At 59.1% G+C, this 22,404-nt stretch carries 23 protein-coding genes, 1 tRNA gene and 1 pseudogene; 12 read left to right on the top strand and 13 right to left on the bottom strand.

The genetic code is table 11. The annotated features are described in order from the left end of the window. Positions 1-76 precede the first annotated feature (76 nt). Entirely contained in the window at positions 77-568 is a 492-nt protein-coding gene (locus AC1DUP_RS09305; protein ID WP_113298159.1) for a histidine kinase, read from the bottom strand. A 282-nt stretch (positions 569-850) separates the two neighbouring features. Here AC1DUP_RS09305 and AC1DUP_RS09300 point away from each other — a divergent pair, with 282 nt between their 5' ends. Beyond that, entirely contained in the window at positions 851-1,039 is a 189-nt protein-coding gene (locus AC1DUP_RS09300; protein WP_162747147.1) for a helix-turn-helix domain-containing protein, read from the top strand. Between the two features lie 111 nt (positions 1,040-1,150). On the opposite strand, the pseudogene AC1DUP_RS09295 reads toward AC1DUP_RS09300, so the two are convergent. Next, a pseudogene (locus AC1DUP_RS09295) lies at positions 1,151-1,327 on the bottom strand (endonuclease domain-containing protein); the annotation flags it as partial. Positions 1,328-1,361: 34 nt separating this feature from the next. On the opposite strand from AC1DUP_RS09295, the gene AC1DUP_RS09290 reads away from it, so the two are divergent. After that, positions 1,362-4,019: a CHC2 zinc finger domain-containing protein gene (locus AC1DUP_RS09290; RefSeq protein ID WP_477832495.1), complete on the top strand. Its 2,658-nt coding sequence runs from the start codon at positions 1,362-1,364 to the stop codon at positions 4,017-4,019. 261 nt (positions 4,020-4,280) lie between these two features. Here AC1DUP_RS09290 and AC1DUP_RS09285 read toward each other — a convergent pair whose 3' ends face one another. Continuing rightward, the gene (locus AC1DUP_RS09285; RefSeq protein WP_477832494.1) at positions 4,281-4,487 is read right to left on the bottom strand and encodes a hypothetical protein; all 207 of its coding nucleotides are present in this window, start codon (positions 4,485-4,487) and stop codon (positions 4,281-4,283) included. A 158-nt stretch (positions 4,488-4,645) separates the two neighbouring features. Between AC1DUP_RS09285 and AC1DUP_RS09280 the strand changes: the two genes are divergently transcribed. Next, complete coding sequence (locus tag AC1DUP_RS09280) at positions 4,646-5,149, top strand: hypothetical protein (RefSeq protein ID WP_477832493.1); 504 nt, start codon at positions 4,646-4,648, stop codon at positions 5,147-5,149. 301 nt (positions 5,150-5,450) lie between these two features. Here the strand turns inward: AC1DUP_RS09280 and AC1DUP_RS09275 are convergent, their stop codons facing one another. From AC1DUP_RS09275 to AC1DUP_RS09240, 8 genes are all read right to left on the bottom strand, one after another. After that, positions 5,451-5,963, bottom strand: coding sequence for a hypothetical protein (locus tag AC1DUP_RS09275; RefSeq protein ID WP_477832492.1), 513 nt, complete (start codon positions 5,961-5,963; stop codon positions 5,451-5,453). Positions 5,964-5,967: 4 nt separating this feature from the next. Continuing rightward, a complete protein-coding gene (locus tag AC1DUP_RS09270; protein WP_477832491.1) occupies positions 5,968-6,216 on the bottom strand; it encodes a hypothetical protein in 249 nt (82 codons plus the stop codon). Between the two features lie 112 nt (positions 6,217-6,328). Beyond that, positions 6,329-7,795 carry a reverse transcriptase domain-containing protein gene (locus AC1DUP_RS09265; RefSeq protein WP_477832490.1) on the bottom strand — a complete coding sequence of 489 codons (1,467 nt, stop codon included), beginning with the start codon at positions 7,793-7,795 and terminating at the stop codon, positions 6,329-6,331. 446 nt (positions 7,796-8,241) lie between these two features. Further along, positions 8,242-8,955, bottom strand: coding sequence for a type VI toxin-antitoxin system SocB family DNA replication inhibitor toxin (socB, locus tag AC1DUP_RS09260; RefSeq protein WP_477832489.1), 714 nt, complete (start codon positions 8,953-8,955; stop codon positions 8,242-8,244). Next, positions 8,933-9,481: a type VI toxin-antitoxin system SocA family antitoxin gene (socA, locus tag AC1DUP_RS09255; RefSeq protein ID WP_477832488.1), complete on the bottom strand. Its 549-nt coding sequence runs from the start codon at positions 9,479-9,481 to the stop codon at positions 8,933-8,935. Before socA ends, socB begins: the two co-directional genes overlap by 23 nt. A gap of 353 nt (positions 9,482-9,834) precedes the next feature. Then, positions 9,835-11,874, bottom strand: a complete 2,040-nt coding sequence (locus AC1DUP_RS09250) for an acyltransferase family protein (protein ID WP_477832487.1) — start codon at positions 11,872-11,874, stop codon at positions 9,835-9,837. Between the two features lie 46 nt (positions 11,875-11,920). Next, complete coding sequence (locus tag AC1DUP_RS09245) at positions 11,921-12,184, bottom strand: hypothetical protein (protein WP_162747149.1); 264 nt, start codon at positions 12,182-12,184, stop codon at positions 11,921-11,923. After that, positions 12,157-12,246: transfer RNA gene (locus AC1DUP_RS09240), tRNA-Ser, on the bottom strand. The genes AC1DUP_RS09245 and AC1DUP_RS09240 overlap by 28 nt, the downstream gene beginning before the upstream one ends. A gap of 227 nt (positions 12,247-12,473) precedes the next feature. Between AC1DUP_RS09240 and AC1DUP_RS09235 the strand changes: the two genes are divergently transcribed. The 9 genes from AC1DUP_RS09235 (at position 12,474) to deoA (ending at position 21,068) form a co-directional block, all read left to right on the top strand. Next, complete coding sequence (locus AC1DUP_RS09235) at positions 12,474-12,791, top strand: hypothetical protein (RefSeq protein WP_113298165.1); 318 nt, start codon at positions 12,474-12,476, stop codon at positions 12,789-12,791. Between the two features lie 318 nt (positions 12,792-13,109). Next, positions 13,110-14,102: a BMP family ABC transporter substrate-binding protein gene (locus AC1DUP_RS09230; protein ID WP_113298166.1), complete on the top strand. Its 993-nt coding sequence runs from the start codon at positions 13,110-13,112 to the stop codon at positions 14,100-14,102. Between the two features lie 72 nt (positions 14,103-14,174). Next, entirely contained in the window at positions 14,175-15,686 is a 1,512-nt protein-coding gene (locus AC1DUP_RS09225; RefSeq protein WP_113307292.1) for an ABC transporter ATP-binding protein, read from the top strand. Positions 15,687-15,693: 7 nt separating this feature from the next. After that, entirely contained in the window at positions 15,694-16,797 is a 1,104-nt protein-coding gene (locus AC1DUP_RS09220; protein ID WP_113298167.1) for an ABC transporter permease, read from the top strand. 10 nt (positions 16,798-16,807) lie between these two features. Next, positions 16,808-17,779 (top strand): ABC transporter permease, encoded by a 972-nt coding sequence (locus AC1DUP_RS09215; protein ID WP_113298168.1) that lies wholly within the window; start codon positions 16,808-16,810, stop codon positions 17,777-17,779. Between the two features lies 1 nt (position 17,780). Next, positions 17,781-18,170: a cytidine deaminase gene (locus AC1DUP_RS09210; RefSeq protein ID WP_113298169.1), complete on the top strand. Its 390-nt coding sequence runs from the start codon at positions 17,781-17,783 to the stop codon at positions 18,168-18,170. Then, the gene (locus AC1DUP_RS09205) at positions 18,167-18,961 is read left to right on the top strand and encodes a purine-nucleoside phosphorylase (protein WP_113307219.1); all 795 of its coding nucleotides are present in this window, start codon (positions 18,167-18,169) and stop codon (positions 18,959-18,961) included. The genes AC1DUP_RS09210 and AC1DUP_RS09205 overlap by 4 nt, the downstream gene beginning before the upstream one ends. A gap of 21 nt (positions 18,962-18,982) precedes the next feature. Beyond that, entirely contained in the window at positions 18,983-19,759 is a 777-nt protein-coding gene (deoC, locus tag AC1DUP_RS09200; protein WP_115035941.1) for a deoxyribose-phosphate aldolase, read from the top strand. A 1-nt stretch (position 19,760) separates the two neighbouring features. After that, entirely contained in the window at positions 19,761-21,068 is a 1,308-nt protein-coding gene (gene deoA, locus AC1DUP_RS09195; RefSeq protein ID WP_477832486.1) for a thymidine phosphorylase, read from the top strand. Positions 21,069-21,074: 6 nt separating this feature from the next. Here the strand turns inward: deoA and AC1DUP_RS09190 are convergent, their stop codons facing one another. Together AC1DUP_RS09190 and upp are read right to left on the bottom strand one after the other, a co-directional pair. Continuing rightward, a complete protein-coding gene (locus AC1DUP_RS09190) occupies positions 21,075-21,644 on the bottom strand; it encodes a TIGR02281 family clan AA aspartic protease (protein WP_113298173.1) in 570 nt (189 codons plus the stop codon). A gap of 126 nt (positions 21,645-21,770) precedes the next feature. After that, a complete protein-coding gene (gene upp / locus AC1DUP_RS09185; protein ID WP_113507326.1) occupies positions 21,771-22,400 on the bottom strand; it encodes a uracil phosphoribosyltransferase in 630 nt (209 codons plus the stop codon). Positions 22,401-22,404 lie beyond the last annotated feature (4 nt).

Below are 22,404 nucleotides of genomic sequence, written 5' to 3'. Positions count from 1 at the left end.
GTGCCGGTGCGCTCTTGTTCCCGCATGAAAAAAGGCGCCGCCTTGCCGGCAGCGCCTCGCATCGCATCGGACAAGATCAGCCGGCAGGCTTCAGCGAGCTGATGATGGCGATCAGCTCGTCGTCGTGCGCGTCCTGTTTGCCCTTGGTGCCCCAATAGGTGATCAGCAGCAGCTTGTCTTCGCTTGGCGAAAGCACGGCGACGCCGATATTGACCGGGCCTTCCTTGTCGGTGCCATCCCAGTCGAAGGTTTTCATCTTCATGCCGTTGATTTCGGCATCGGATTCCTTCTGGGTCTTCTCCTCGATGGTCACGCCGTTCTTCTGCAGGAAGGCGAAGGCCTCGTCGATGACCTTGTCGCTCGTCTTGGCATCGGCAACGTCGATCGAAAGATAGATCGCCGAATCATCGGACTGGGCATCGATGCCGGTCTCCGTCTCCTTCGGCCCCCAGTTGTCGGGAATGGTGACGGTCGCGACCGGATCGTCGCTCGGAAATTCCAGCGTTTCCGCCTGGGCAATCACAGGCAGGAATGCCGCGAAAGCGGCGGCAATGATGAGCTTCTTCATGGTAGGTCCCCGGATGGTCGCGTCCCGGCGGGCAGCAGCCCTTGCCACCCCTCTCGCTCCGGATCGCGCCACATCGGATCGTTACCGGCTTTTGCTTTGCCAAGCCTTACCGGGAGCGCGGACAAGCGCATGCCATCGCGATCCATTTTTGGTGCCTTCGGGAAAATGGCGGCAGGGAGCCGCGAATGTCTGTTGCGCCGAAGGAGATGCCCCACCGCATCCGCGTGACTTCGGCCCGACAACCATCCCCTCTACGGATACGTCAGGATCTGGAGAGAAACCGTGGAAGTCACCCCGAAAATTCTGCTGAACATCAGGCAAGTTACAGAGACGACCGGCATCAGCCGCGCTAGCATCTACCGGCAGATGAGGGCCGGCCAGCTTCCCTTCGTGAAACTCGGTTCTCGCACCCTGTTCCGCCCGGCGGATCTGCAGGATTTCGTCGATAGGAACCTCCAGGTTTCGGACTAGCGCCTTCATCGGTCAGGTGGCCCGAAGGGTCGGATAAGGACCGCAGACGGACGATGCTGCCACGCGGCGGCGACGTGCTGTTCGATGCTGTCATCGAGAGGGCTGAGATCGTCTTTTGATGGCTGGCCTGGTGCCTGTAGCCCCCTCATCCGCCCTTCGGGCACCTTCTCCCCACTGGGAGAAGGGACGTACCGCGGCGCCTGTTTCCCCCTTCTCCCCAGCGGGGAGAAGGGGGCCCGAAGGGTCGGATGAGGGGGCCACGGGCGATGCATCAACGACCCCGGCCAAGAAAATCAAGCCTTTAACTCACATGGAAAATTTCATGTCGCGAACACATGCATACGCATCCTCGGCCGAACCTGACGATATCGCACGTCTGCGGCGTGACGTGTCGCTGTCTTCGACCGTCACGCAATACGGCTACGAACTCGGCCGTAATGGGCGGGAGTTCGAAACCTGCTGCCCGTTCCATGCCGAAGACACGCCGTCGTTCAAGGTCTTCATAGCGCACGATGGAGTGGAACGTTTCCATTGCTTCGGCTGTGGCAAGCAAGGCGATGTCCTTGATTTCGTGCGGGAGGCGAAGGGCGTCGATCTGCCCGAAGCCATCAGCATTCTCGGCGGCGGCATCAGCAGCCGGCCAAACGTTCGGCCGAAAACGGTCAAGGCGCTGGATGTGTATGAGGGCATAACACCCCTGCCGCCGGCGGATCTGCTGCAGGCCGGCCAGCGCGTGCGGCTCTACAATCCCAAGCGCAAGGGCGAGCGCTCCGAATGGGGCTCGTTCGCGCCCTCGATGGTATTTCCCTATTGCAACGCTGACGGTTCGCTTCTCGGCTATGTGCTGCGCCATGATCTCGCCGATGGCGGCAAGGAAACGCCAATGGTGATGTTTGCGCGGCTGCCGGACGGGACGGAAACATGGTGCCGCTTGCCCTTCGCCAAGCCGCGGCCGATCTACGGTTTGCAGGATATCGGCGATCAGCAGGTAATGATTGTCGAGGGCGAGAAGTGCCGCGACAGGCTGCGCAAGTCGAGCGGGCGGGCCGTCGTTTCCTGGGCGGGCGGAACGCAGGGCGTCAGGCACACCAACTGGTCGCCGCTATCGGGCCGTGACGTGCTGATATGGCCGGATTTCGATCCCCCGGGTTTGGCGGCGGCCAATGAAATCGCCCTGCACCTGACGAGCCTTGGGGCTCGCATCCGGCTTGTCGGCCTTGCCGATGTCGATGCCGCAAGCGCGCTCGAAACCTACCGTTTTGATGACTGGCGCGTCGGCCTTTTTCCAGGCCGCGGCTGGGATTGCGCCGATGCGCTGGACGATGGATGGGCGCAAGCCGAGATCGATGCCTTCATACAGGCCACGGTGCGCCCCTTCGCGCCGGGTGCCGAGGACGATAAGCCTGTAACGGGCGAGGGTGCGGGCGGCGCGTCGCGGCGCAAAGCGATCGTCCGTGACATGCCCTCACCGACCCGAGAGGGAGACGACAGGCCGACGTTGCTCTTCGATGAAACCGACCTTTCGGAAGCGGTCACGCGTGCCTGCCGCCTGGCAATCGATGCCGGCGCGCCGCTCTATGCCCGCGACACGGTCCTGTTTCGCGCCGTCCGCGTAGCGGGAAAGGAAAAGACGGTGCTGATCCCCGCCGATGAGGATGCGATGACCGAAATACTGACGAAACACATACGCTGGCTGAAACCCGACGCGAGAACGACGCTCGGCTACAGGGCTGTGTCCTGCCCGGCGCTGGTTGCCAGATCCGTCATTGCGCGGCACGGGGAATGGCCTTTCCCGCAGATCAGGGCGGTCGTGTCCCTGCCGATGATGCGCGGCGATGGCACCATCATCACCGCACAGGGATTCGACCGGCAATCCGGCATCCTCTTCGAATCGGACAAGGCATGGCCCGAAATCCCCGCATGCCCCGGCAGGGCTGAAGCAGTGACCGCGCTGGAGAGCATCAGGAAACTTGTCGTGAGCTTCCCCTTCGTCAGCGGCGTCGATGAATCGGCAGCACTCGCCATGATCCTGACGGCGATCGTCCGTCCCAGCCTGAAAACCGCCCCGCTGTTCGGGGTGAATGCGACGGCGCCCGGCACGGGCAAATCCAAGCTGGTGGACGTTGCCGCCATTCTCGCGACCGGCCGCACCGCAGCGGTCAACTCCTATGCGGGCGACGATAACGAGCTTCGCAAGGTCCTGGAGTCGCGGCTCCTGCAGGGCGACAGTTTCATCAATCTCGACAACCTGTCGGTGACGCTTCGCTCCGATCACCTTTGCCAGGTCCTGTCCCAGGAGGAGGTCAATATTCGCCCGCTCGGCAAGACCGCCTCGCTGGATTCGGCAACGGCTGTCATGTTCTGCGCCACGGGCAACGGCCTGCGCTTTGCCGGCGACCTGACGCGGCGCGTCGTGCTGATCAACCTCGATGCCGGCGTCGAGCGGCCGGAGGAGCGCGTCTTCGACAGCGACGTCGTCGAGGATGCACGCCGGCAGCGGGTGGAGATCGTCACATCAGCCCTGACGCTCCTGCGCGCCTTCGTCGCCAATGATGCCGACAAGGTCTCGCCGGCGCTCGGCTCCTTCGAGCACTGGTCAAACCTTGTCCGCTCCGCGCTCGTCTGGCTGGGATTGCCCGATCCGCTCGGCAATTCCGCCAGGATCAGGGACAACGACCCGGAGAAGGAGCGCACGTCGGCGATCATTTCAGCCCTGCCGGCCGGCAAGCCCTGGGTCGCGGCCGACATTGCCAGGATGGTGGACGAAGGAGCCTTCGATCCGATCGGCAACCGCCGGCACGAGGGGCTGATTGATGCCCTGTCAGAGTTCATCGAGCGAGGCCGGCTGAATACCGCGCGCTTCAGCGGGTTTTTGCGCAAGCACACCGGGCGGATCGTCAACGGGCAGATGATCGTCAGCGCGGGGAAAAACCGCGTGAACGCGGCACTTTGGAAGGTCGAAAACGCCGGGAAAAGTTGAGGCAAAGGCGCTGCCTCCGTGACACCGCTAAGCCGCACGGATGCTTTCGCCGAAATGGATGTTCATCGCGGCAGCCAACCAGAATCCCGCTCTGATGAGGGACTTTCAAATACCTCTCTGCATAGGATGCATAACTTGCATAGGATTTTCCATACGCCGTGTGGGAAATGTCAGATGGTGACATGACAGGCATTGAATCTGACATTTCCTATAGAGCAGTTGAAAACTGCCTATGCATCCTATGCACCCAGCGAAGATTATCTACTTCGACAGCCAGCTTTCGAAATAGTGGCGGACAGCCGCACCTGCGCCGAAATGATCGGTCGTATCCAGCCTCGCAACTGCGCCGCGCACGACGTCGGCCATAACGGCTGCAGGCACGATGCCGGACTTGACCATGCTTTGAAACAGTTCCTCCATCAGAACGATCGTCCCGATCGCTTCGTCTTCAGCCTTGAAATTTGTCATTGCTGGTCTCCCGTGTGTGTTGTTGGCAATGAAGTGGCTTTGCATCGAAAGTCCGGAGCATCTTGGCGACTGCGCGACAGACTCACAAGGGCTTGGCCTATTGAGACAAACCACATACCCGGCTAGCATCGAGTGCAGAGCCGATAGGGGAGCAATCTATGCGGTTATTTAAGAATGCTGACGAATTCCCTTTGCCTCCAACAACATTGACAAAACAGGAATACCTTCGTTGGGGCGAACGATTAATAGCTAGATCGCAGGGGTTTGCGGACACAGGTCGATTTGCCGTGTTCTATCTAAAGCCATTGATAACGATTGCCATGACGCTCACCAGCGCCGGCGGAGCGGCAACAGTTTTGTCACATGGCGATCCGATCTTTGGCTGGGCTGTTGTTGTGCTAAGCGCTGCTGTCGGTGCAGCCAATTCATTATTCGCAACGTCATCGCCCGAGGCGCTGTACAGAGTGGACCGTCAACAGCAGGTCATGCTTTGGGCGGAGACGGCGCTGTTCAAACAAGGGTCACGCGCTTACGCCACAGACGATGAGGAGGCCAACTGCAAACTCTATGGAGAGACTATGATCGATCTTTCCACCAACCATATAACCAAATGGTCAAGCACCCCTAAGAAGACTGTCGAACAGTCGAATAGACGACGATAACGAGATGGAGGGCAACGCGTGTATAGCCAGAAGCGAATTGCTGCAACATGGATCCCATCCACCCCCTACCGGGGGGAAGTCGCGCGGTCACTGGCACGTAGATCACCTCTGAGATGCGTGACCCCTAAGGGCTCTCCCTCGGTAGGCGTTCCGTTCGTCGCAATTGATCTTGTTGGCACGCTCTTCCTCCCGAAATTCGGGCTTGACCTAGCCCATATCCAACGCGAACATTGGGCATGTCAGCCAACTGCATCAAGTATCGCGGTGTGCTCGACGGCTGGCGGCAATGGCGCAGGCCGAGTTAACCGTACGATGACGTTAAGCGTGGGAAGTGCAAGGAGAAGGCCTCCCTCACTGCATTCCACCCTTCGATATCGTGGGGGTGTTTCCATTTGACTGTATTGAGTACCCTATATCCGGCGGCTTTCAGCTCCTCCGCAAGGACCTTCTCAAACGCACCGACAATATTTCGAACCGGTATATGCAATTCCATCAACGCCGCGCGGTCGTCACCGTCCTTTCTCCTCACCTCTTCGAAAAGGGGGCCATGCGAAATGAGATGAAAGGTTCCACACTCTTCGGCTTCTATCCCTTCGGCCTTGAGGTGTCTGCGTAGTGCGTTCTGATTGGGAGCATAACCTAGATGCTGGCCCATGCGAGTGAACGGAGCGGTTGCGTGGGGGCTGGAATTGTCGCCTGTGCGACCAACATAGAGCATCTCACCCTTCGTAGTCTCCACACGCCAAACATACAGCCAAAAGCCCCTGCGGAGCATAGCGGCGGGGAGGGTCAGAATATGTGTGTCAGCCGCCAATCGCTCATCCTCTACCAACAAGGATGGGGCCTTGCACAGTGCGCCACTTGCGGACGCCGAACGCAGCGTCTTGATTGTCTTTTTGGCAATAGAGTTGAGAGGGCCGGCTGCCCAGCTTCTCGTTGGTGCCTGTCAAGCTCATAGTTCCGAACGTAATCAGCTTACCAGAGCCGAAAGTATTGTCGTCGCGCTCAAACTCGATATCCGTCTCGATGGGCGGCTCAGTCGTTTGCCAGTCAGATGTGTTGCTCAAGTCCGGAGCTCCCCTCGTAACTTTATCATCACCCTGTTCTCGGGCCTGCTGGTGAAGTCAGCGGCCACCACCAATCCGCTTAAGAAGTTAATACGCGAGTTTGGATGCCGTGCTAAGCCTTCTTTTCCAAGGCTCTCTTCACATGGTTCCTCATGTTTCGTCGATAGTTGCGGAGCTGCTTGAAAATCGGGAGTCCAAGTGGGGCAGTGATGCTTGCCGCCTTGGTGGCGTATGTCCAGAAAGTCCAATTCTTGACGTTGTCGGCCTTAGACTCGAAGTCGTGGACTCGGCCGTATCGTTGAAGGAAGCTGCTTAGATTGACATCGGTAAGAATATCGCTTGACGATTTGCCGGGATAACGTTGGACCAACGAAAGCGCTAGCCTCGTGGCACTTGACGCAGCCTTCCTTTGGAGGCCGCTTAGGGTGCTGTCTCGAAGGAACATGCTGTTTCCATCGTAGCGGAAACCCAGGTACTCGATGCCATTCTTACCCTGTTCACCGGCAATTCTGATCCAAGTTTGGTCTCCACCGGTTCCCCAATATCGGAAGATGGCAGACTTCTCAGCCTTAATTTGAAGCTTCGGGCCGTGACAGACAATCTCTTGACGAACCCACGCTTCCAAGTCGATAGCAGCATCTGGCTCGATTGGCGCGACAATAAGAATGTCATCGGAATATCTGAAGTAGATGCCCCCCAGCTCTCTCACTCTGGTTGCCACAATCCGGTCAAACTGCATGAGATAGAAATTTGCGAGCAGGTCCGAGATGGGGGAGCCTTGTGGTATTCCGTAAGGTTTGCGGTGAACTTCTATAAGCGAACGTTGACCGTTTCCGCCTGCGATGTTCTGACGGAAATCCGTCCCGTTGCAAAGCTGCAATGGTATCGCGCTCTCATCCACCAGAAACCCTTTGATCTGGACGCCATCTCTGGAGACGTGCTTTTGTCCCCAATAACCGAGGCGCTCGTAGAGCTCCTCTCGATCTATTACAGAATACCGAGTCATTGCCTTGAACACCGCATAGTGATCGGGCGGGAGGCGGCTGACCTTTAGTAAATCGCACCAACGAGCCCGAAGCATCTCGTGATCAAGGCTTTCGAAGAAGCTACTGATATCGAGAGCGATTGCGCTGCAGTTACCGAGTTTCCTAATTGCGTTTACGGCGTCCAGCGCAAAGTGAATGTTGCACTTGCCGCCACCACCAGGGCTCGCGATCCGACGATATGCAAGAACACTGTCACCGAGGTCCAGTTCCTTGAGCCTAGCTTCAAAGGGAGCTGAAAGAAGGTGACGATAGTAGCTGAAGATGTAGGCGTCGGCGCGAGCTGCGAAGCGAATGGGCCGCTCCTTGACTTTGCCCTTCGTGCCCTTTGCGGTGAACTTGGTCCATCGCTGGTGATACAAGATAAATGGATAGAAGGTATGAGCAGCAACTCTTGCGGGGTCCGAAGCAAGCGCACGAGCCTCTGTCTCATTTAGAAAAGAATCAAAGTGAGGATACATTTTCGGCCTGAAGGCCCAACCGTCCGAAGCAGACGAGCGAGAGGGAGCAAGGTGACCATGTGCCCTTATAGTCATAACCTTGCTCCGCACCGTTTAGGATGTAAGGCACTTCTTCGATGTAATCGTCTATATTGTCAGTATGCTATCCAGCATATGGCATCGTCGTCATCACAAGGAAATCCTGATGGATCTCATCATAAATATTCTCGGAAACCTTGACAGTTTCAACTAAAACTCGGACGCCCCCAGTCAGAAGACTTTCGCGCCAGATGCGACCCATTTGCGGAACGCGAGTATATATATAGGAGATGCAACCACTTAATTGCAAGGCTCCAAGTTGCAAAAGAAGTGATTTCAACAACCTGAGTGCAGATCTGCATGCTACGGGTAGCGTTGGTAGCCACATGAGGAAACGGCAATGGTTACCGCCCCGCTCGCCATGCCCCTTTTGCCCCGACGGTAGTATTCTTGCTTAAGGAATCTTGCGACCACGCCAGCAGGAACTCGATTAGGTTCTGATCCTAGAAGAAACCCCCGGGGCCTTTGCGTCGCCGGGCCTCGATAGTGCGTTCGTCCCAGACTTCCTGCCAAATACGATAGGTAGAGGCCACCAAACTTTCCAACTCGTCCAGGGAATAAAGGTCAATGCCTTCATCACTGAAAAACCGAACGGCGCGGCACTCATGCTCGTCATCAGCACCGAAGCGGATGATAGCAAAGTTGATGCCTGAAAAATCGTCATCGGAAGCTCGAATGCGCTCATGCATCATGGAGAATGCAAAGCGCCGCGCATCTTGGGTCAAACCTCGGGTCCGCCGAGGGTCTATGAAGACTGCGTAAGGCCGCTCCTCGATCGCCAAGACCATAGGTAGCCAGAAGCTTACCTTGCGGCCAATCCCCATAGCCAGCGGAAAGAAATCATGGTGCCTGCCTGTAATCCCGGCTGAGGTGGCGAACGCGTGTAGCGCCTTGGCAATTTGCCTATTATTCTTCAGCTCAGCGCCCGCCTTACAGACCCGAACTAACCGCTCATCAATCTTGTCGTAAGGTGTCGCCTCGGAGAGACCAAACATAGCAGGCTGTATGTTAAAGAGGTCGCCGAAGCAGGAGCGAACATGCTTGTAGGAGAACGTAGAGAAGCCGGACTTCATTTGCCTCAGAGCGGCCCGCTTCATGTCGTCCGGGAGAGGAGCGATCCGCGCCAAATCAGTGTCAGGCAAAAGGGGTGTCGTCACTTGGGTCTCCAGATAACGGTTCCGCACTGATCGAGACCTTGTGATGCCGGAATCGATCAATGATTACAGTATCTGAGATTCGCAAACCGAATGCAACTTCTGCCCTCCCGCGTTCCACGACATGCGACCATGGCGAGTCCTTTGCGTGAGAGAGGTCCACAAGACGACCCGCCGGCATTCGACCATAAGAATTGAGGACCTGCTGCAACAAACCGGTGAGCCGTGTGTCGTCAGGAGCCGCTATTTCGCGGGGCCGACCGGTGAGGATGTCCTGGCCTGTTGCCCGAAAGGTGATTGCTACTGAGCCGGCATCTTTGAAGGCGCGATAAGCGGATGGATGCACTGGACCATACTGCCACGCCTCGAAGTAGCCCGAGACAAGGGGCGTTTTGGTCTGCATCAGGTAGATGCCGTGGGCGAAGTAGAGCAGCTTTTGGAGGGAGAGGTTTGTGAGCTGAATGCCAAGCCTATCCGCCTCATCCAGCATGAGGTTCGCTACAGCCCGTGGGTCATATCCCCCGCTCATGACATTGTGCTCGTCTCTCCGATGGTTGGCCTGAAGTTTTAACCAGCGCGAATCAAAAAGCTACGCTGCTCCGGTTAATATCCTCGATACTCACAAGCGCTGGGTACTGCCGATGGGTACTTTCTTGGGTACTCGGCCAAAGCAATGAGTGACCCAACTTACTGATTTCGAAGGTAAATACCGAGTGCTAGGAAATTTGGTGGAGCTAAGCGGGATCGAACCGCTGGTCTCCTGCATCGCATGCAAGATTGGAGCACACACCTCAATTTCACAGCAAGTAGCTGTCAGTCAGAGCTATACGTCGCGATCAAAGTGAAGATATAGGCGAGCCGGCATTAAATAATGCTGCGATCTCAAATGTTTTGCGCCATCTTGAACACTGGCGCGAAGAGATAAAAGAGGCTCTTGGCTGCTGACGCGGTGATGTGGTCGGCATCCATGTAAAGCGGCACGCCGCTTCGCGAGGCGTGGCAACGATCGTTGTTGCAAAAGGCCGGCAGCGGATCGACGACGATTGCACCATATTGATCGGCATATTTCTCCAGCATCGCGCGGGCGAGCGCCTGCCGTTCGGCGACGTAGAACAGGGGTGGGGCGATATCCGTCGAAGTGCCGTCGAGCTTGGCCTTGGCAAGAGCCTCGGGCACGAAATGCCCCATCTCCGGCACGTCCATAACCAGCACGACCGTGACGCCTTCCTGCTTCAGCTCGGCGAGAGTCTTGTCCAGGGCCGCGGCGATCGGTGTCGAGTAATCGGCCACAGACGGGGGAATTGAAGGATCGAAATAGTCCCCCTGGTTCGGTAGTTCTGAATTGTGAACGTATTTCGGCCAATAGGCGAGCATGAACACCAGTGGAATATGCTCCCGCTTGATGAGGTCGCGCACTGAATCGTTGAAGGCCGTGCAGCGTCGCGTATCGTTTTTGCCCGCAAGCGCAACGTCGGTCAGCGGAGGRCATGACGCATGGGCAGCGAACCTGCCGCCAAAGCCCGCAGCAGCGGCGGCGGCATCGATGCCCGGTGCCATCGCAGCAGCGTGCGAGTCACCCCACACCAGAAAGTCGGGGCCAGCATCATTCGGATCGCCCAGGCCGCAGACCTTGCCGGCTTCGATATCGGCGTTTGACGGGCCTTCGTGATCCGACTCGGTAAAGCAGCCGTCCATGTAAAAGGGGCTTCGGTCATAGGTGGCCGCATAGATTGACCGAACGTCGGCCGGCAATCGGCCCGGTGCGCCACCACTCATGACCAGAAGCAGCCCTGCGCCGGCCGTAAGCCCAATCAGTGCGGCCGCCATTGCCGGCAGCCGCTTGCCGGTGAGCAGCCCCCAATTTCCACGAAACGGCCTTTCGATGAACCGCCAGGAGGCGACCGCAACAAGCATCGATGCCAGGATCACGGAGCACCGCAGCAGCGGCGTCAGCTCGTGACCCGCGAAATAGCGGGTGAAGACGATAATCGGCCAATGCCAGAGATAGAGCGAATAGGAAATCAGCCCGATAAAGACCAGCGGCCGCCGCGAAAGAAGCCGGCCGACGATGCCGCTGCCTGCGCGCGCATGGATGATGAAGGCGGCGCCCATGCAGGGCAGCAATGCGGCGTAACCCGGAAAGGGCGTTTTCTCCGTAAAGGTGAAAATCGCAATGCCGATCAGTACGAGGCCGATAGCCGCCAATGCCTGCCGACCCGTCTCGTTTTTCACCTCGGGGATGGCCTTGAGGCCGATGATGACGCCGATCAAAAGTTCCCAGATCCGGTATTGCGAAAGGTAGAAGCCCGCTGTCGAATCGCTGTTCAAAACACCGATGCCGGCGGCGAACGATGCGGCGAAGGCGACAAGCGCGAAGGGAACCATTCGCCGCGGCGCGACCTTCTGGAACAGGATCATGACGAGGGGAAAGGCGATATAGAATTGCTCTTCGACCGCAAGCGACCACGTATGCAGCAGCGGCTTCATCTGCGCGCCAATATCGAAATAGCCCACCTCTTTTGCAAACTGAACGTTCGACATGAAGAGGGCGGCGGCTGTCATGCTCCTGGCAAAATATGAAAGCTCCAGAGGCATGAGGGCGAACCAGGCGACGATGGCGCAAGCCGCCATCATCGCAAAGAGGGCCGGGAAGATACGGCGGATGCGCCGTTGATAGAAATTCAGGAGGCTGAACTCGCCTTTCGCCATCTCGCCGGCGATCAGCGACGACATCAGATAGCCGGAGATGACGAAAAAGACATCGACGCCGACGAATCCGCCGCTGATGCCGGGAATTTCAGCATGGAAAAGTACGACCGGCAGGATGGCAAGGGCGCGTAGTCCGTCGATATCAGGTCGGTATGCCAGATGCGCTCCATTGTGTGGAGTGCTTGGAGCGGGATTTTTTCCCTTTGTAAACAACGTCGCAGACCTTCGCACTTGCGCATCCGATAAACAGCGGATGAAGCTATCCGTGAGGATTGAGGTATTTCAAGGCCCACAGAGCCAGCAGAACCGCGGCCCCGAGCCAGATCGCTATGCCGGTAAAAGGCATTACTCGATTGTTGAAAGGGTAGGAGGCAAGCACGCGACGGCGCCCGCTGCATCGCGAATGTCGAATTCGTGCTGCTGAGATCGCCACCAGGATTCCACTTTGGAAATCGGCAAAAATACCAATAATCACAATGATGTAGAGAAAACCAATGGCGGACAAGGTGGGATTCGAACCCACGGTACGCTTTCACGTACACACGCGTTCCAGGCGTGCGCCTTAAACCACTCGGCCACCTGTCCTTTTTGGGCGTTCGCGCCTTGGAGAGGAGCAAATCGTCGGAACGGCGCGATATATACCCAAGAATTTTTGCCGATCAACCCAAATCTAACAGTTTTTTGACTTCTTCCGATAAAACTGCGCGCATGCCGTCCATTGCGCCGTGCCCGCGCCAAGCCTATCTCTAGGTTTGGGTGGAGAATGGCGCGGCTCGCCGGACATCAAGGCTTACCCGTCGTCGGAGGAATCGATGCGTTTTTTGTTGCGTCTTGCCAGCTTGGTTGCGCTGGCAGTTGCGGTCATTGCCGGGACGATCGATTCGATTCAGTCCGTTGCCTCCTCTGAAGTGATCATGACCCCGATGGCGGATGCATGGCAGGATGTCAGCCCCTCGACGCTTGTCGCGCTCCAGTCGTCCGTCTCCTATTATGTCCACCCGCGTTTTTACGCCTTCATCTTTCAGTGGCTGATGCTGCAGCCGGCCTTTGCCGTGCTTCTGATATTGTCGCTGCTGCTGTGGATGATCGGCTACAAGAAGCCGCCGGTGGCAGGCCGCTTTACCGCGTAACAGAGGGTGCCGGAGGGTGTGGATGAGCGCAACCGGCAGCTACCAGAACGCGAAGATAATGACGCCGGTGCCGCGCCCGCATTGGTTAGAAAATCCGCATTTTAGCGGTCGATTTGCCCAGAATTCAGCCCCCGAGGACTGATTTTCGGCAATGATGGCAAATCTTTACCAACCGAAAAATTTCTCGTGAATTTTTCGTTGAGCCATGCAAGGATGCACGCAGCCAGGCCTCCGGGGGGAGGTCGGTGGTTCCGCAGACATGCCTGGAAAAGGCTTGCGGGAGGACCCCAAACAAATAGCAACAACAGGGCTGCACTCATGAAAAAATCCCTTCTCACCCTCCTTGCCGTGGCAGCGATGTCGACGACGGCGCTTGCCGCCGACATCAAGCCGGCTCTCGTTTACGGCACCGGCGGGAAGTTCGATAAGTCCTTCAACGAAGCTGCCTTTAACGGCGCTGAAAAGTTCAAGAAGGAAACCGGTATCGCCTACCGTGACTTCGAACCGACCGGCGACACCCAGGGCGAGCAGGCTATCCGCAACTTCGCAAGCCGCGGCTTCAATCCGGTCGTCGCCGTTTCCTTCGCCTGGACCTCGGCTGTCGAGAAGGTTGCTGCAGAATTCCCGGACACCAAGTTCATCATCGTCGACTCCGTCGTCGACAAGCCGAACGTCCGCTCCGTCCTCTACAAGGAAGAGGAAGGCTCCTATCTCGTCGGCGTTCTCGCCGGCATGGCGTCCAAGAGCGGCAAGGTCGGTTTCGTCGGCGGCATGGATATTCCGCTGATCCGCAAGTTCGAGTGCGGCTACGAGCAGGGTGCGCGCGCCGTCAAGGCTGACATCGAAGTCTTCCAGAACATGACCGGCACGACGGGTGCAGCCTGGAACGACCCCGTCCGCGGCGGTGAGCTGACCAAGAACCAGATCGACCAGGGCGCCGACGTCGTTTACGCGGCAGCCGGTGCGACCGGTCTCGGCGTTCTGCAGACCGCAGCCGACAACAAGAAGCTGTCGATCGGCGTCGATTCCAACCAGAACCACCTGCATCCGGGTTCCGTTCTGACCTCGATGGTCAAGCGCGTCGATCTCGCCGTCTATAACGCGTACAATGATACCAAGAACGACAAGTTCACCGCTGGCGTCCAGTCCCTCGGCGTCAAGGAAGACGGCGTTGCCGCTGCGATCGACGACAACAACAAGTCGCTGATCACGCCGGAAATGCAGGCTGCCGTCGACAAGGCCAAGGCCGACATCATCGCAGGAACCATCAAGGTTCACGACTACACCACGGACAACGCCTGCCCGAAGTGAGTCGTAACTGAGATCGGGCGTATGGCGGACAAGGATTTTCGCCATACGCCCTTTTCTTATTTGGAGCCTGCTGTGACAGACCAGCCTGCTATCGAACTTGTCGGCATCGACAAGAAATTCGGCGCCGTTCACGCCAACAGGGACATCAACCTGACCGTTGCCAAGGGCTCGATCCACGGCATCATCGGGGAAAACGGCGCTGGCAAATCGACCCTGATGTCCATCATCTACGGTTTTTACCAGGCCGATAGCGGCGAGATCCGCGTCAACGGCCAGCCCATCATCATCAGGGACAGTCAGGCGGCCATCGCTGCCGGCATCGGCATGGTGCACCAGCACTTCATGCTGGTCGAAAATTTCACTGTGCTTGAGAATATCATGCTCGGCGCCGAAGGCGGAGCGTTGCTGGCAAAGGGTGTCGCGTCGGCGCGCGCCGAACTCAAGCGGCTGGAAACGGAATACGGTCTTGAGGTCAATCCGGACGCGGTGATCGAGCAGCTTCCGGTCGGCCTTCAGCAGCGGGTGGAAATCCTGAAAGCCATGTATCGCGGCGCCGAGATCCTCATTCTCGACGAGCCGACGGGCGTGCTGACGCCGGCTGAGGCCGATCACCTGTTCCGTATCCTGGGCGTGCTGCGCGACCAGGGCAAAACCGTCGTCCTCATCACCCACAAGCTGCGCGAGATCATGGCGATCACCGATACGGTCTCCGTCATGCGCCGCGGCGAGATGGTCGCCACCCGCAAGACGAGCGAGACCACGGTCGAAGAGCTTGCCGAACTCATGGTCGGCCGCCGCGTGCTGCTGCGCGTCCAGAAGGGTGAGGCAAAGCCCGCCGATGTCGTGCTCTCCATCCGCAACCTGACGGTCAAGGACAACAGAGGCGTGACGATGGTCGACAACGTCTCCTTCGATGTGCGCGCCGGCGAGATCGTCGGCATTGCCGGTGTCGCGGGTAACGGCCAGTCGGAACTGCTGGAAGCGATTGCCGGCATCCGTAAGCCGGCCTCCGGCGAAATCCTGCTCGACGGCCAGACGATCGACAAGGCCGATCCGGCGCGCCTGCGCGAGCTTGGCCTCGCTCATATCCCCGAAGACCGCCATCACATGGGCCTGGTCCTCAAGTTCGAGGAATACGAGAATTCGGTGCTCGGCTATCACCGCCGGCCTGCCTACAGCCGCGGCCCGCTGCTCGATCTCGATGCCATCCGCAAGGATGCCATGGAGAAGATCGAGAAATACGATATCCGCCCGCCGAACCCGCGCCTCAAGACCGCGAATTTCTCCGGCGGCAACCAGCAGAAGATCGTTGTTGCCCGCGAGATCGAACGCGATCCGAAGATGCTGATCATCGGCCAGCCGACCCGTGGCGTCGATATCGGCGCCATCGAATTCATCCATCGCCGGATCATCGAGATGCGCGATGCGGGCAAGGCCATCCTGCTCGTCTCAGTCGAACTCGATGAGATCCGTGCCCTTTCAGACCGTATCCTTGTCATGTTTGCCGGCCATGTGGTCGGCGAGAAGACGCCCGATGCCGGTGAACAGACCCTCGGCCTGATGATGGCCGGCATTGCCGCGTGAGGCCTCGATGAGCACTGCTTCCGTAACACTACCGAGATGGATCAATTACGGTCTGATCCCTCTTTTGAACCTGGTCATCGCCTTCCTGATATCAGGCTTCGTCGTCTGGCTGATCGGCGAAAGCCCGCTTGCCGCCCTCTCGCTGCTGATCGAGGGCGCCTTCGGCAGCGGCGAGGGCATCGGCTTCACGCTCTATTATGCGACGAGTTTCATCTTCACCGGCCTTTCGGTCGCCGTTGCCATCCATGCCGGCCTCTTCAATATCGGCTCGGAAGGCCAGGCCTATATCGGCGGCCTCGGCTGCGCGCTGGTGGCACTGGCGCTCGATAATTACGTGCCCTGGTATGTGACGATGCCGATCGCCGTCATCGGCGCAGGGCTCTTCGGTGCTGCCTGGGCCTTCATTCCGGCATTCCTGCAAGCCAAGCGCGGCAGCCATATCGTCATCACGACGATCATGTTCAACTATATCGCCGCAGCCCTCATGGTCTATCTGCTGGTGCATGTGCTGATCGTGCCGGGCAAGATGGCGCCGGAAACCCGCACCTTCCTTGAAGGCGGACAGCTTCCGAAGCTCGGCTGGATCATGACGATGTTCGGAGCCAAGCTCGGTGCTGCGCCGTTCAACGTCTCCTTCATCATCGCGCTGATCGCCGCCTGGTTTGTCTGGGTGCTGGTCTGGCGCACCAAGCTCGGCTTCGATATGCGCACGCTGGGCGTCAGCCCGACGGCTGCCGCCTATGCGGGCATTCCCTATGCGCGCACCGTCATCATCGCCATGCTGCTGTCGGGTGCGCTCGCCGGCATGATGGCGCTGAACCCGGTCATGGGCTCGTCGGCCCGCCTGCAGGTGGAATTCGTCGGTGGCGCAGGTTTTGTCGGCATTGCGGTATCGCTGATGGGAAGAAACCATCCGCTCGGCATCGTCTTCGCTGCAATCCTTTTCGGCATCCTTTACCAGGGCGGCGACTGGATCTCCTTCGAAATGCCCAACATCACCCGCGAGATGATCCTTGTCATCCAGGGTCTGGTGATCCTGTTTGCCGGTGCGCTTGAATATATGTTCCGCCCGGCGATGGTGCACATCTACCAGCAGTTCAAGCGAGCCTGAGGAACGGACGATGGATTATTATGAAATCTTCATCAGCGTTCTGAGCTCGACGATCCGGCTCTCCATCCCGCTGATCTTCACCGCACTTGCCGGCCTGTTTTCCGAACGCGCCGGCATTTTCGATATCGGTCTCGAAGGCAAGATGCTGGGTTCTGCATTTGCTGCTGCCTGTGTCGCCTATCTCACCGGTTCGGCCTGGGCGGGCCTCGGCGCCGGCGTGGTCTGCTCGGTGGCGCTCAGCCTCGTGCACGGCTTTGCCTCAATCACCAATCGCGGCAATCAGATCATTTCGGGCGTCGCCATCAACTTCTTCATCGCCGGTATCACCATCGTGCTCGGCCAGGCCTGGTTCGGGCAGGGCGGCCGCACGCCACAGCTGGCAGCTGACGCCCGCTTCTCGCCGATCACGCTTCCGGGCGCCGATGCCATGCGCGACGTGCCGATCATCGGCCCGCTTTATGCCGGCGTGATCTCCGGCAACAATATCCTCACCTATCTTGCCTTCCTCGCCGTGCCCTTCTCCTGGTGGGTTCTCTATCGCACACGTTTCGGCCTGCGCCTTCGCGCTGTCGGTGAAAATCCGGGTGCGGTGGATACGGCGGGCATTTCGGTGAGTTGGCTGCGTTACCGCGCCGTCATGTGCGCGGGCATCCTCTGCGGCTTCGCCGGCACCTATCTTGCGATCGCCCAGTCAGCCGCCTTCATCAAGGACATGTCGGCGGGCAAGGGCTATATCGCGCTCGCCGCACTCGTCTTTGCCAAGTGGAGGCCTGTGCCCGTCATGTTCGCCTGCCTGCTCTTCGGTTTCCTCGATGCGCTGTCGAACTTCATGCAGGGCAAATCGGTACCGCTGATCGGCGAAGTGCCGGTACAGGTTTTCCAGGCACTGCCCTATATCCTGACCTGCGTCCTGCTCGCAGGCTTCATCGGCGTCGCGATCCCGCCGAAGGCCGGTGGCGTGCCCTATACGAAGGAGCGTTGATATGTCTCACGATCTGTTCGAAGCCGCGCGCGGCGCCATGGCCTTCGCGCACGCGCCCTATTCCAAATTTCCGGTGGGCGCCGCGATCCGCGCCGAGGACGGCAAGGTCTATACCGGCGCCAATATCGAGAACCTCTCCTTTCCTCAAGGCTGGTGCGCCGAGCCGACGGCGATCGGCGCGATGATCATGGGTGGTGCGAAGAAGATCGTCGAAATGGCCGTCATCGCCGAAAAACTGCCGCTTTGCCCGCCGTGCGGCGGCTGCCGGCAGAAGATTTCGGAATTCGCCTCCAAGGACACAAGGATCTATCTCTGCGACGAAGCCGGGGTGAAGAAGACCATGACCATGGAAGAGCTTCTTCCCTTCAGCTTCGAGACGGAACTCGGATGATCGCGACCATCGATCTGCTCGCGGCTCTGCTCGGCGGGCTCAAGCCGCGCTACGGCATCATACTCGGCTCCGGCCTCGGCTCATTGGTCGATCAGGTCACGGATGCCGTGTGCATTCCCTACAAGGACCTGCCGGGCTTTCCGGTCAGTGCGGTCTCCGGTCATGCAGGAAACGTCGTTGCCGGCCATCTCGGTTCGGAGCCGGTCATCATGCTCTCGGGCCGCGTCCACTATTATGAAAAGGGCGATGCCAACGCCATGCGCCTGCCGATCGAGGTGTTACACGCCCTCGGCGTCGAGAACTTGATCCTCACCAATTCGGCCGGCTCCCTGAAAGACGACATTGCGCCCGGCTCGGTGATGCAGATCGCCGATCACATCAACTATTCCGGCATGAACCCGCTGATCGGTGAAGAGAGCGACCGCCGTTTTGTCGGCATGACCAATGCCTATGATGCGGAGCTTTCGGCTGCGATGCGAGATGCCGCCAAGACGCTTGGTATCCCGCTCGCAAGCGGCGTCTACATGTGGTTCTCGGGCCCGAGTTTCGAGACCCCGGCCGAAATCCGCATGGCTCGCATTCTCGGCGCCGATGCGGTCGGCATGTCGACTGTGCCCGAGGTCATCATTGCAAGAATGCTGGGCTTGAGGGTTGCCGCCGCCTCGGTAATCACCAACTATGGGGCTGGCATGACCGGAAACGAGCTCAGCCACGAGGAAACCAAGGATATGGCGCCGGTTGGCGGTGCCCGTCTCGCCGCTATACTGAAAGAAATGATTGCCGGTAAATGATTGCCGGCGGAGGAAGCGAAAATGAATAGCCATTCCAGCCGGGAAACGGCCGCTGTTGCCCTCTCCCTTCTCGATCTCACCAATCTGGCGGATGACTGCACCCAGGAGCAGATCGATGCGCTTTGCGCCCGCGCGCAGACGCCTTATGGCAATAGCGCTGCAATCTGCATCTGGCCGCGTTTCGTCGCCCATGCCCGCATCGTGCTCGGCAAGGGCCATCCGGTCCGCATCGCGACCGTCGTCAACTTCCCCTCCGGCGACATGGAAATTGCCGATGTCGCGGCCGAAACGCGCGAGGCGATTGCCGACGGCGCCGATGAGATCGATCTTGTCATTCCCTATCGCAAGCTGATGGCGGGCAACGAGAAGGCTGTGACCGATATGGTCGCGGCCGTGCGCGCCGAATGTGTTGCGCCTGTTCTGCTGAAGGTCATCATCGAGGCCGGCGAACTGAAGGATGTTGCCCTTATCCGCCGCGCGTCCGAACTGGCGATTGAGGCCGGTGCCGATTTCATCAAGACCTCCACCGGCAAGGTCGCCGTCAATGCGACGCTGGAGGCGGCCGACATCATGATCCGCTCGATCAGAGAAAGTGGTCGCAAGGTGGGCTTCAAGCCGGCCGGCGGCATTTCCACCGTTGCGGATGCAACCCTCTATCTGAGCCTTGCCGAAACCATCATGGCGCCGGATTGGGCCATGCCTTCAACTTTCCGTTTCGGAGCATCCGGCCTGCTCGACAATATCCTTTCCGTTCTCAGCGGCACGGAGCCAAAGCCGGCGGCTGCCTCGAGCTATTGAGATGATCCCGCAGGAGATCATCCGCCAGAAGCGCAATGGCGCGGAACTTCCATCGGGCGATATCGACGCCTTTATCGCGGCGCTGGTTGCCGGCAATCTGTCGGAGGGCCAGATCGGCGCATTCGCCATGGCTGTCTGGTTCAAGGGCATGTCGCGCACCGAAACCGTTGCGCTGACGCTCGCCATGGCGCGCTCCGGCGACATGCTCTCCTGGGAAGGAATCGACCGGCCGGTCGCCGACAAGCATTCGACCGGTGGCGTCGGCGACAATGTTTCGCTGATGCTTGCGCCGATTGCCGCTGCCTGCGGTCTGGCGGTGCCGATGATATCAGGCCGCGGTCTCGGCCACACCGGCGGTACGCTCGACAAGCTCGAATCCATTCCAGGCTATGTAATCAACCCGGACGCTGGTCTCTTTCGCAAGGTGGTCAAAGATGTCGGCTGCGCCATCATCGGCCCGACGGGTGCCTTGGCGCCAGCCGATGGCCGGCTCTATGCCGTGCGCGATGTGACGGCAACCGTCGATTCCATCCCGCTGATAACGGCTTCGATCCTGTCCAAGAAGCTTGCTGCCGGCCTTCAGACATTGGTGCTCGACGTCAAGACCGGCAACGGCGCCTTCATGGCCGATCCGGAGCAGGCAATCGTGTTGGCGCATTCGCTGGTCGAAGTCGCAAATGGCGCGGGCGTGAAGACATCGGCATTGATAACAGACATGAACCAGCCGCTTGCCGACAGCGCCGGCAACGCGGTGGAAGTTCGCAACTGTCTCGATTTCCTCGCAGGCCGAAAGGCCGGCACCCGCCTCGAAACCGTGGTGCTTGCCTTTGCCGCTGAAATGCTCGTGCAGTCCGGCGTTGCCGGCTCGCTGTTCGAGGCGGAGGGCAGGGCACAGGAAGCGCTTTCCTCCGGCAGGGCTGCGGAGATTTTCACCCGCATGGTGCATATGCTGGGCGGCCCGGCCGATCTTCTGGAACGGCCGGATGCCTATTTGCGCCGGGCACCGGTCGAGCGCCCCGTTCCGGCGTCCCGCGCCGGCTGGCTCGCTGCCTGCGATGCGCGTGAATTGGGCGTCAGCGTCATCGATCTTGGTGGCGGCCGCCGCCATCCGGCTGACAGGATCGACCACAGCGTCGGCTTCACCGGCCTGCAGCCGCTCGGAACGCGTGTGAATGAAGGCGATCCGATCGCCCTCGTTCACGCTGCCGACGAGGCTTCGGCCGAAAGGGCCGTCGTCGCACTTGCAGCAAACTATCGCATTGCCGACGAAAAACCGGCGCTGCCGCCCGTCATCGCCGGCCGTATCTGATGGGATTTATTGCTTGAGGCTGAGGGAGCCGTCGGCAACAGAGTAGGAAGCAAGCTTCTGCAGGAAGCTCATACCAACAAGCGTGCCGCTCAGCGCCTCGTCCTTCAGCACGAAAGCTTCGACGCTGCGAACGCGGATGCCGCCGATTTCCATGCGATCGAGCATCACATGTGCCGCCTTGGTCTGGCCGTTCGCCGTATTGACCGCATAACGGAAATCGAGCTGGTTGCCGCTATAGCCCAGCCTGCGGGCGAGGCTTTCGTTCAGCGCGACATAGGTGGCGCCGGTATCGATCAGCCCCTGCACCGGCTTGCCGTTGATCCTGAAATTGCCGGTATAATGGCCCTGCGCATCGGCCTGCAGGCGGGTCATACCGCCATCGCCGATCGTGGCCGGCGCGTCAGGCGCGCTATCTTCGGTCGAGACGAAATTTGCGGAAATTGTATTGCCGGGCTGCTGCGTCGTGCGGGTGAGCAAAGAAGGCACTTGTGTCGCCAGCGCAGCCGCGATGCTGGCAAATATGACCGTACGCATGAGCATGAAACAGAAATCCTTCCTGTATAAACCCCGCCTCATGCGGGACCTCACGCTTCAAGCAGCTAAGCCATAAGTGCTGAAAAGTTGCTAACGGGAACATAAAAAAGGCCCGGAACGAAGCGCCCGGGCCTTGCAAGTCTTTCGAATTGGTAAAGGAAATCGAAATTATTTGGTGCCGTACATGCGGTCGCCGGCATCGCCGAGACCGGGCACGATATAGCCCTTCTCGTTCAGATGACTGTCGATCGCCGCCGTGAAGACGGGAACGTCGGGGTGGGCAGTGCGGAAGTTCTTGATCCCCTCGGGAGCGGCCAGCAGGCAGAGGAAGCGGATATTGTGCGCGCCGCGCTCCTTGAGCTTGTCGATGGCGGCAATCGAGGAATTGCCGGTCGCAAGCATCGGGTCGACGACGATGATCAGGCGCTCGGCGACATCCTCAGGCGCCTTGAAGTAATATTCGACCGGCTGCAGCGTTTCGTGATCACGATAGACGCCGATATGGGAAACGCGGGCGGAAGGCACGAGATCGAGCATGCCTTCCAGCAGTCCGTTGCCGGCGCGCAGGATGGAGGCAAAAACCAGTTTCTTGCCTTCGAGGATCGGCGACTGCATCTCCTGGATCGGCGTTTCGATCGTCTCCATCGTCAGTTCCAGATCGCGCGTCACCTCATAGCAGAGCAGTGTCGAGATTTCGCGCAACAGCCGGCGGAAGCTGCCTGTCGAGGTTTCCTTGCGCCGCATGATGGTGAGTTTGTGCTGCACGAGCGGGTGATCGATGACTGTGACGCCGTCCATAGGG

This window comes from Rhizobium sp. 01L419 (assembly GCF_056400025.1).
This window is presented reverse-complemented; position numbering and strand designations above follow the sequence as displayed.

Coding starts and splice junctions, on each gene's coding strand:
- AC1DUP_RS09215 (WP_113298168.1), top strand. CDS start 16,808: ATGGATTATTATGAAATCTTCATCAGCGTTCTGAGCTCGACGATCCGG.
- deoC (WP_115035941.1), top strand. CDS start 18,983: ATGAATAGCCATTCCAGCCGGGAAACGGCCGCTGTTGCCCTCTCCCTT.
- AC1DUP_RS09305 (WP_113298159.1), bottom strand. CDS start 568: ATGAAGAAGCTCATCATTGCCGCCGCTTTCGCGGCATTCCTGCCTGTG.
- AC1DUP_RS09265 (WP_477832490.1), bottom strand. CDS start 7,795: ATGACTATAAGGGCACATGGTCACCTTGCTCCCTCTCGCTCGTCTGCT.
- AC1DUP_RS09235 (WP_113298165.1), top strand. CDS start 12,474: ATGCGTTTTTTGTTGCGTCTTGCCAGCTTGGTTGCGCTGGCAGTTGCG.
- AC1DUP_RS09190 (WP_113298173.1), bottom strand. CDS start 21,644: ATGAGGCGGGGTTTATACAGGAAGGATTTCTGTTTCATGCTCATGCGT.
- AC1DUP_RS09205 (WP_113307219.1), top strand. CDS start 18,167: ATGATCGCGACCATCGATCTGCTCGCGGCTCTGCTCGGCGGGCTCAAG.
- AC1DUP_RS09220 (WP_113298167.1), top strand. CDS start 15,694: ATGAGCACTGCTTCCGTAACACTACCGAGATGGATCAATTACGGTCTG.
- upp (WP_113507326.1), bottom strand. CDS start 22,400: ATGGACGGCGTCACAGTCATCGATCACCCGCTCGTGCAGCACAAACTC.
- AC1DUP_RS09210 (WP_113298169.1), top strand. CDS start 17,781: ATGTCTCACGATCTGTTCGAAGCCGCGCGCGGCGCCATGGCCTTCGCG.
- AC1DUP_RS09290 (WP_477832495.1), top strand. CDS start 1,362: ATGTCGCGAACACATGCATACGCATCCTCGGCCGAACCTGACGATATC.
- deoA (WP_477832486.1), top strand. CDS start 19,761: ATGATCCCGCAGGAGATCATCCGCCAGAAGCGCAATGGCGCGGAACTT.
- AC1DUP_RS09285 (WP_477832494.1), bottom strand. CDS start 4,487: ATGACAAATTTCAAGGCTGAAGACGAAGCGATCGGGACGATCGTTCTG.
- AC1DUP_RS09230 (WP_113298166.1), top strand. CDS start 13,110: ATGAAAAAATCCCTTCTCACCCTCCTTGCCGTGGCAGCGATGTCGACG.
- socA (WP_477832488.1), bottom strand. CDS start 9,481: ATGAGCGGGGGATATGACCCACGGGCTGTAGCGAACCTCATGCTGGAT.
- AC1DUP_RS09280 (WP_477832493.1), top strand. CDS start 4,646: ATGCGGTTATTTAAGAATGCTGACGAATTCCCTTTGCCTCCAACAACA.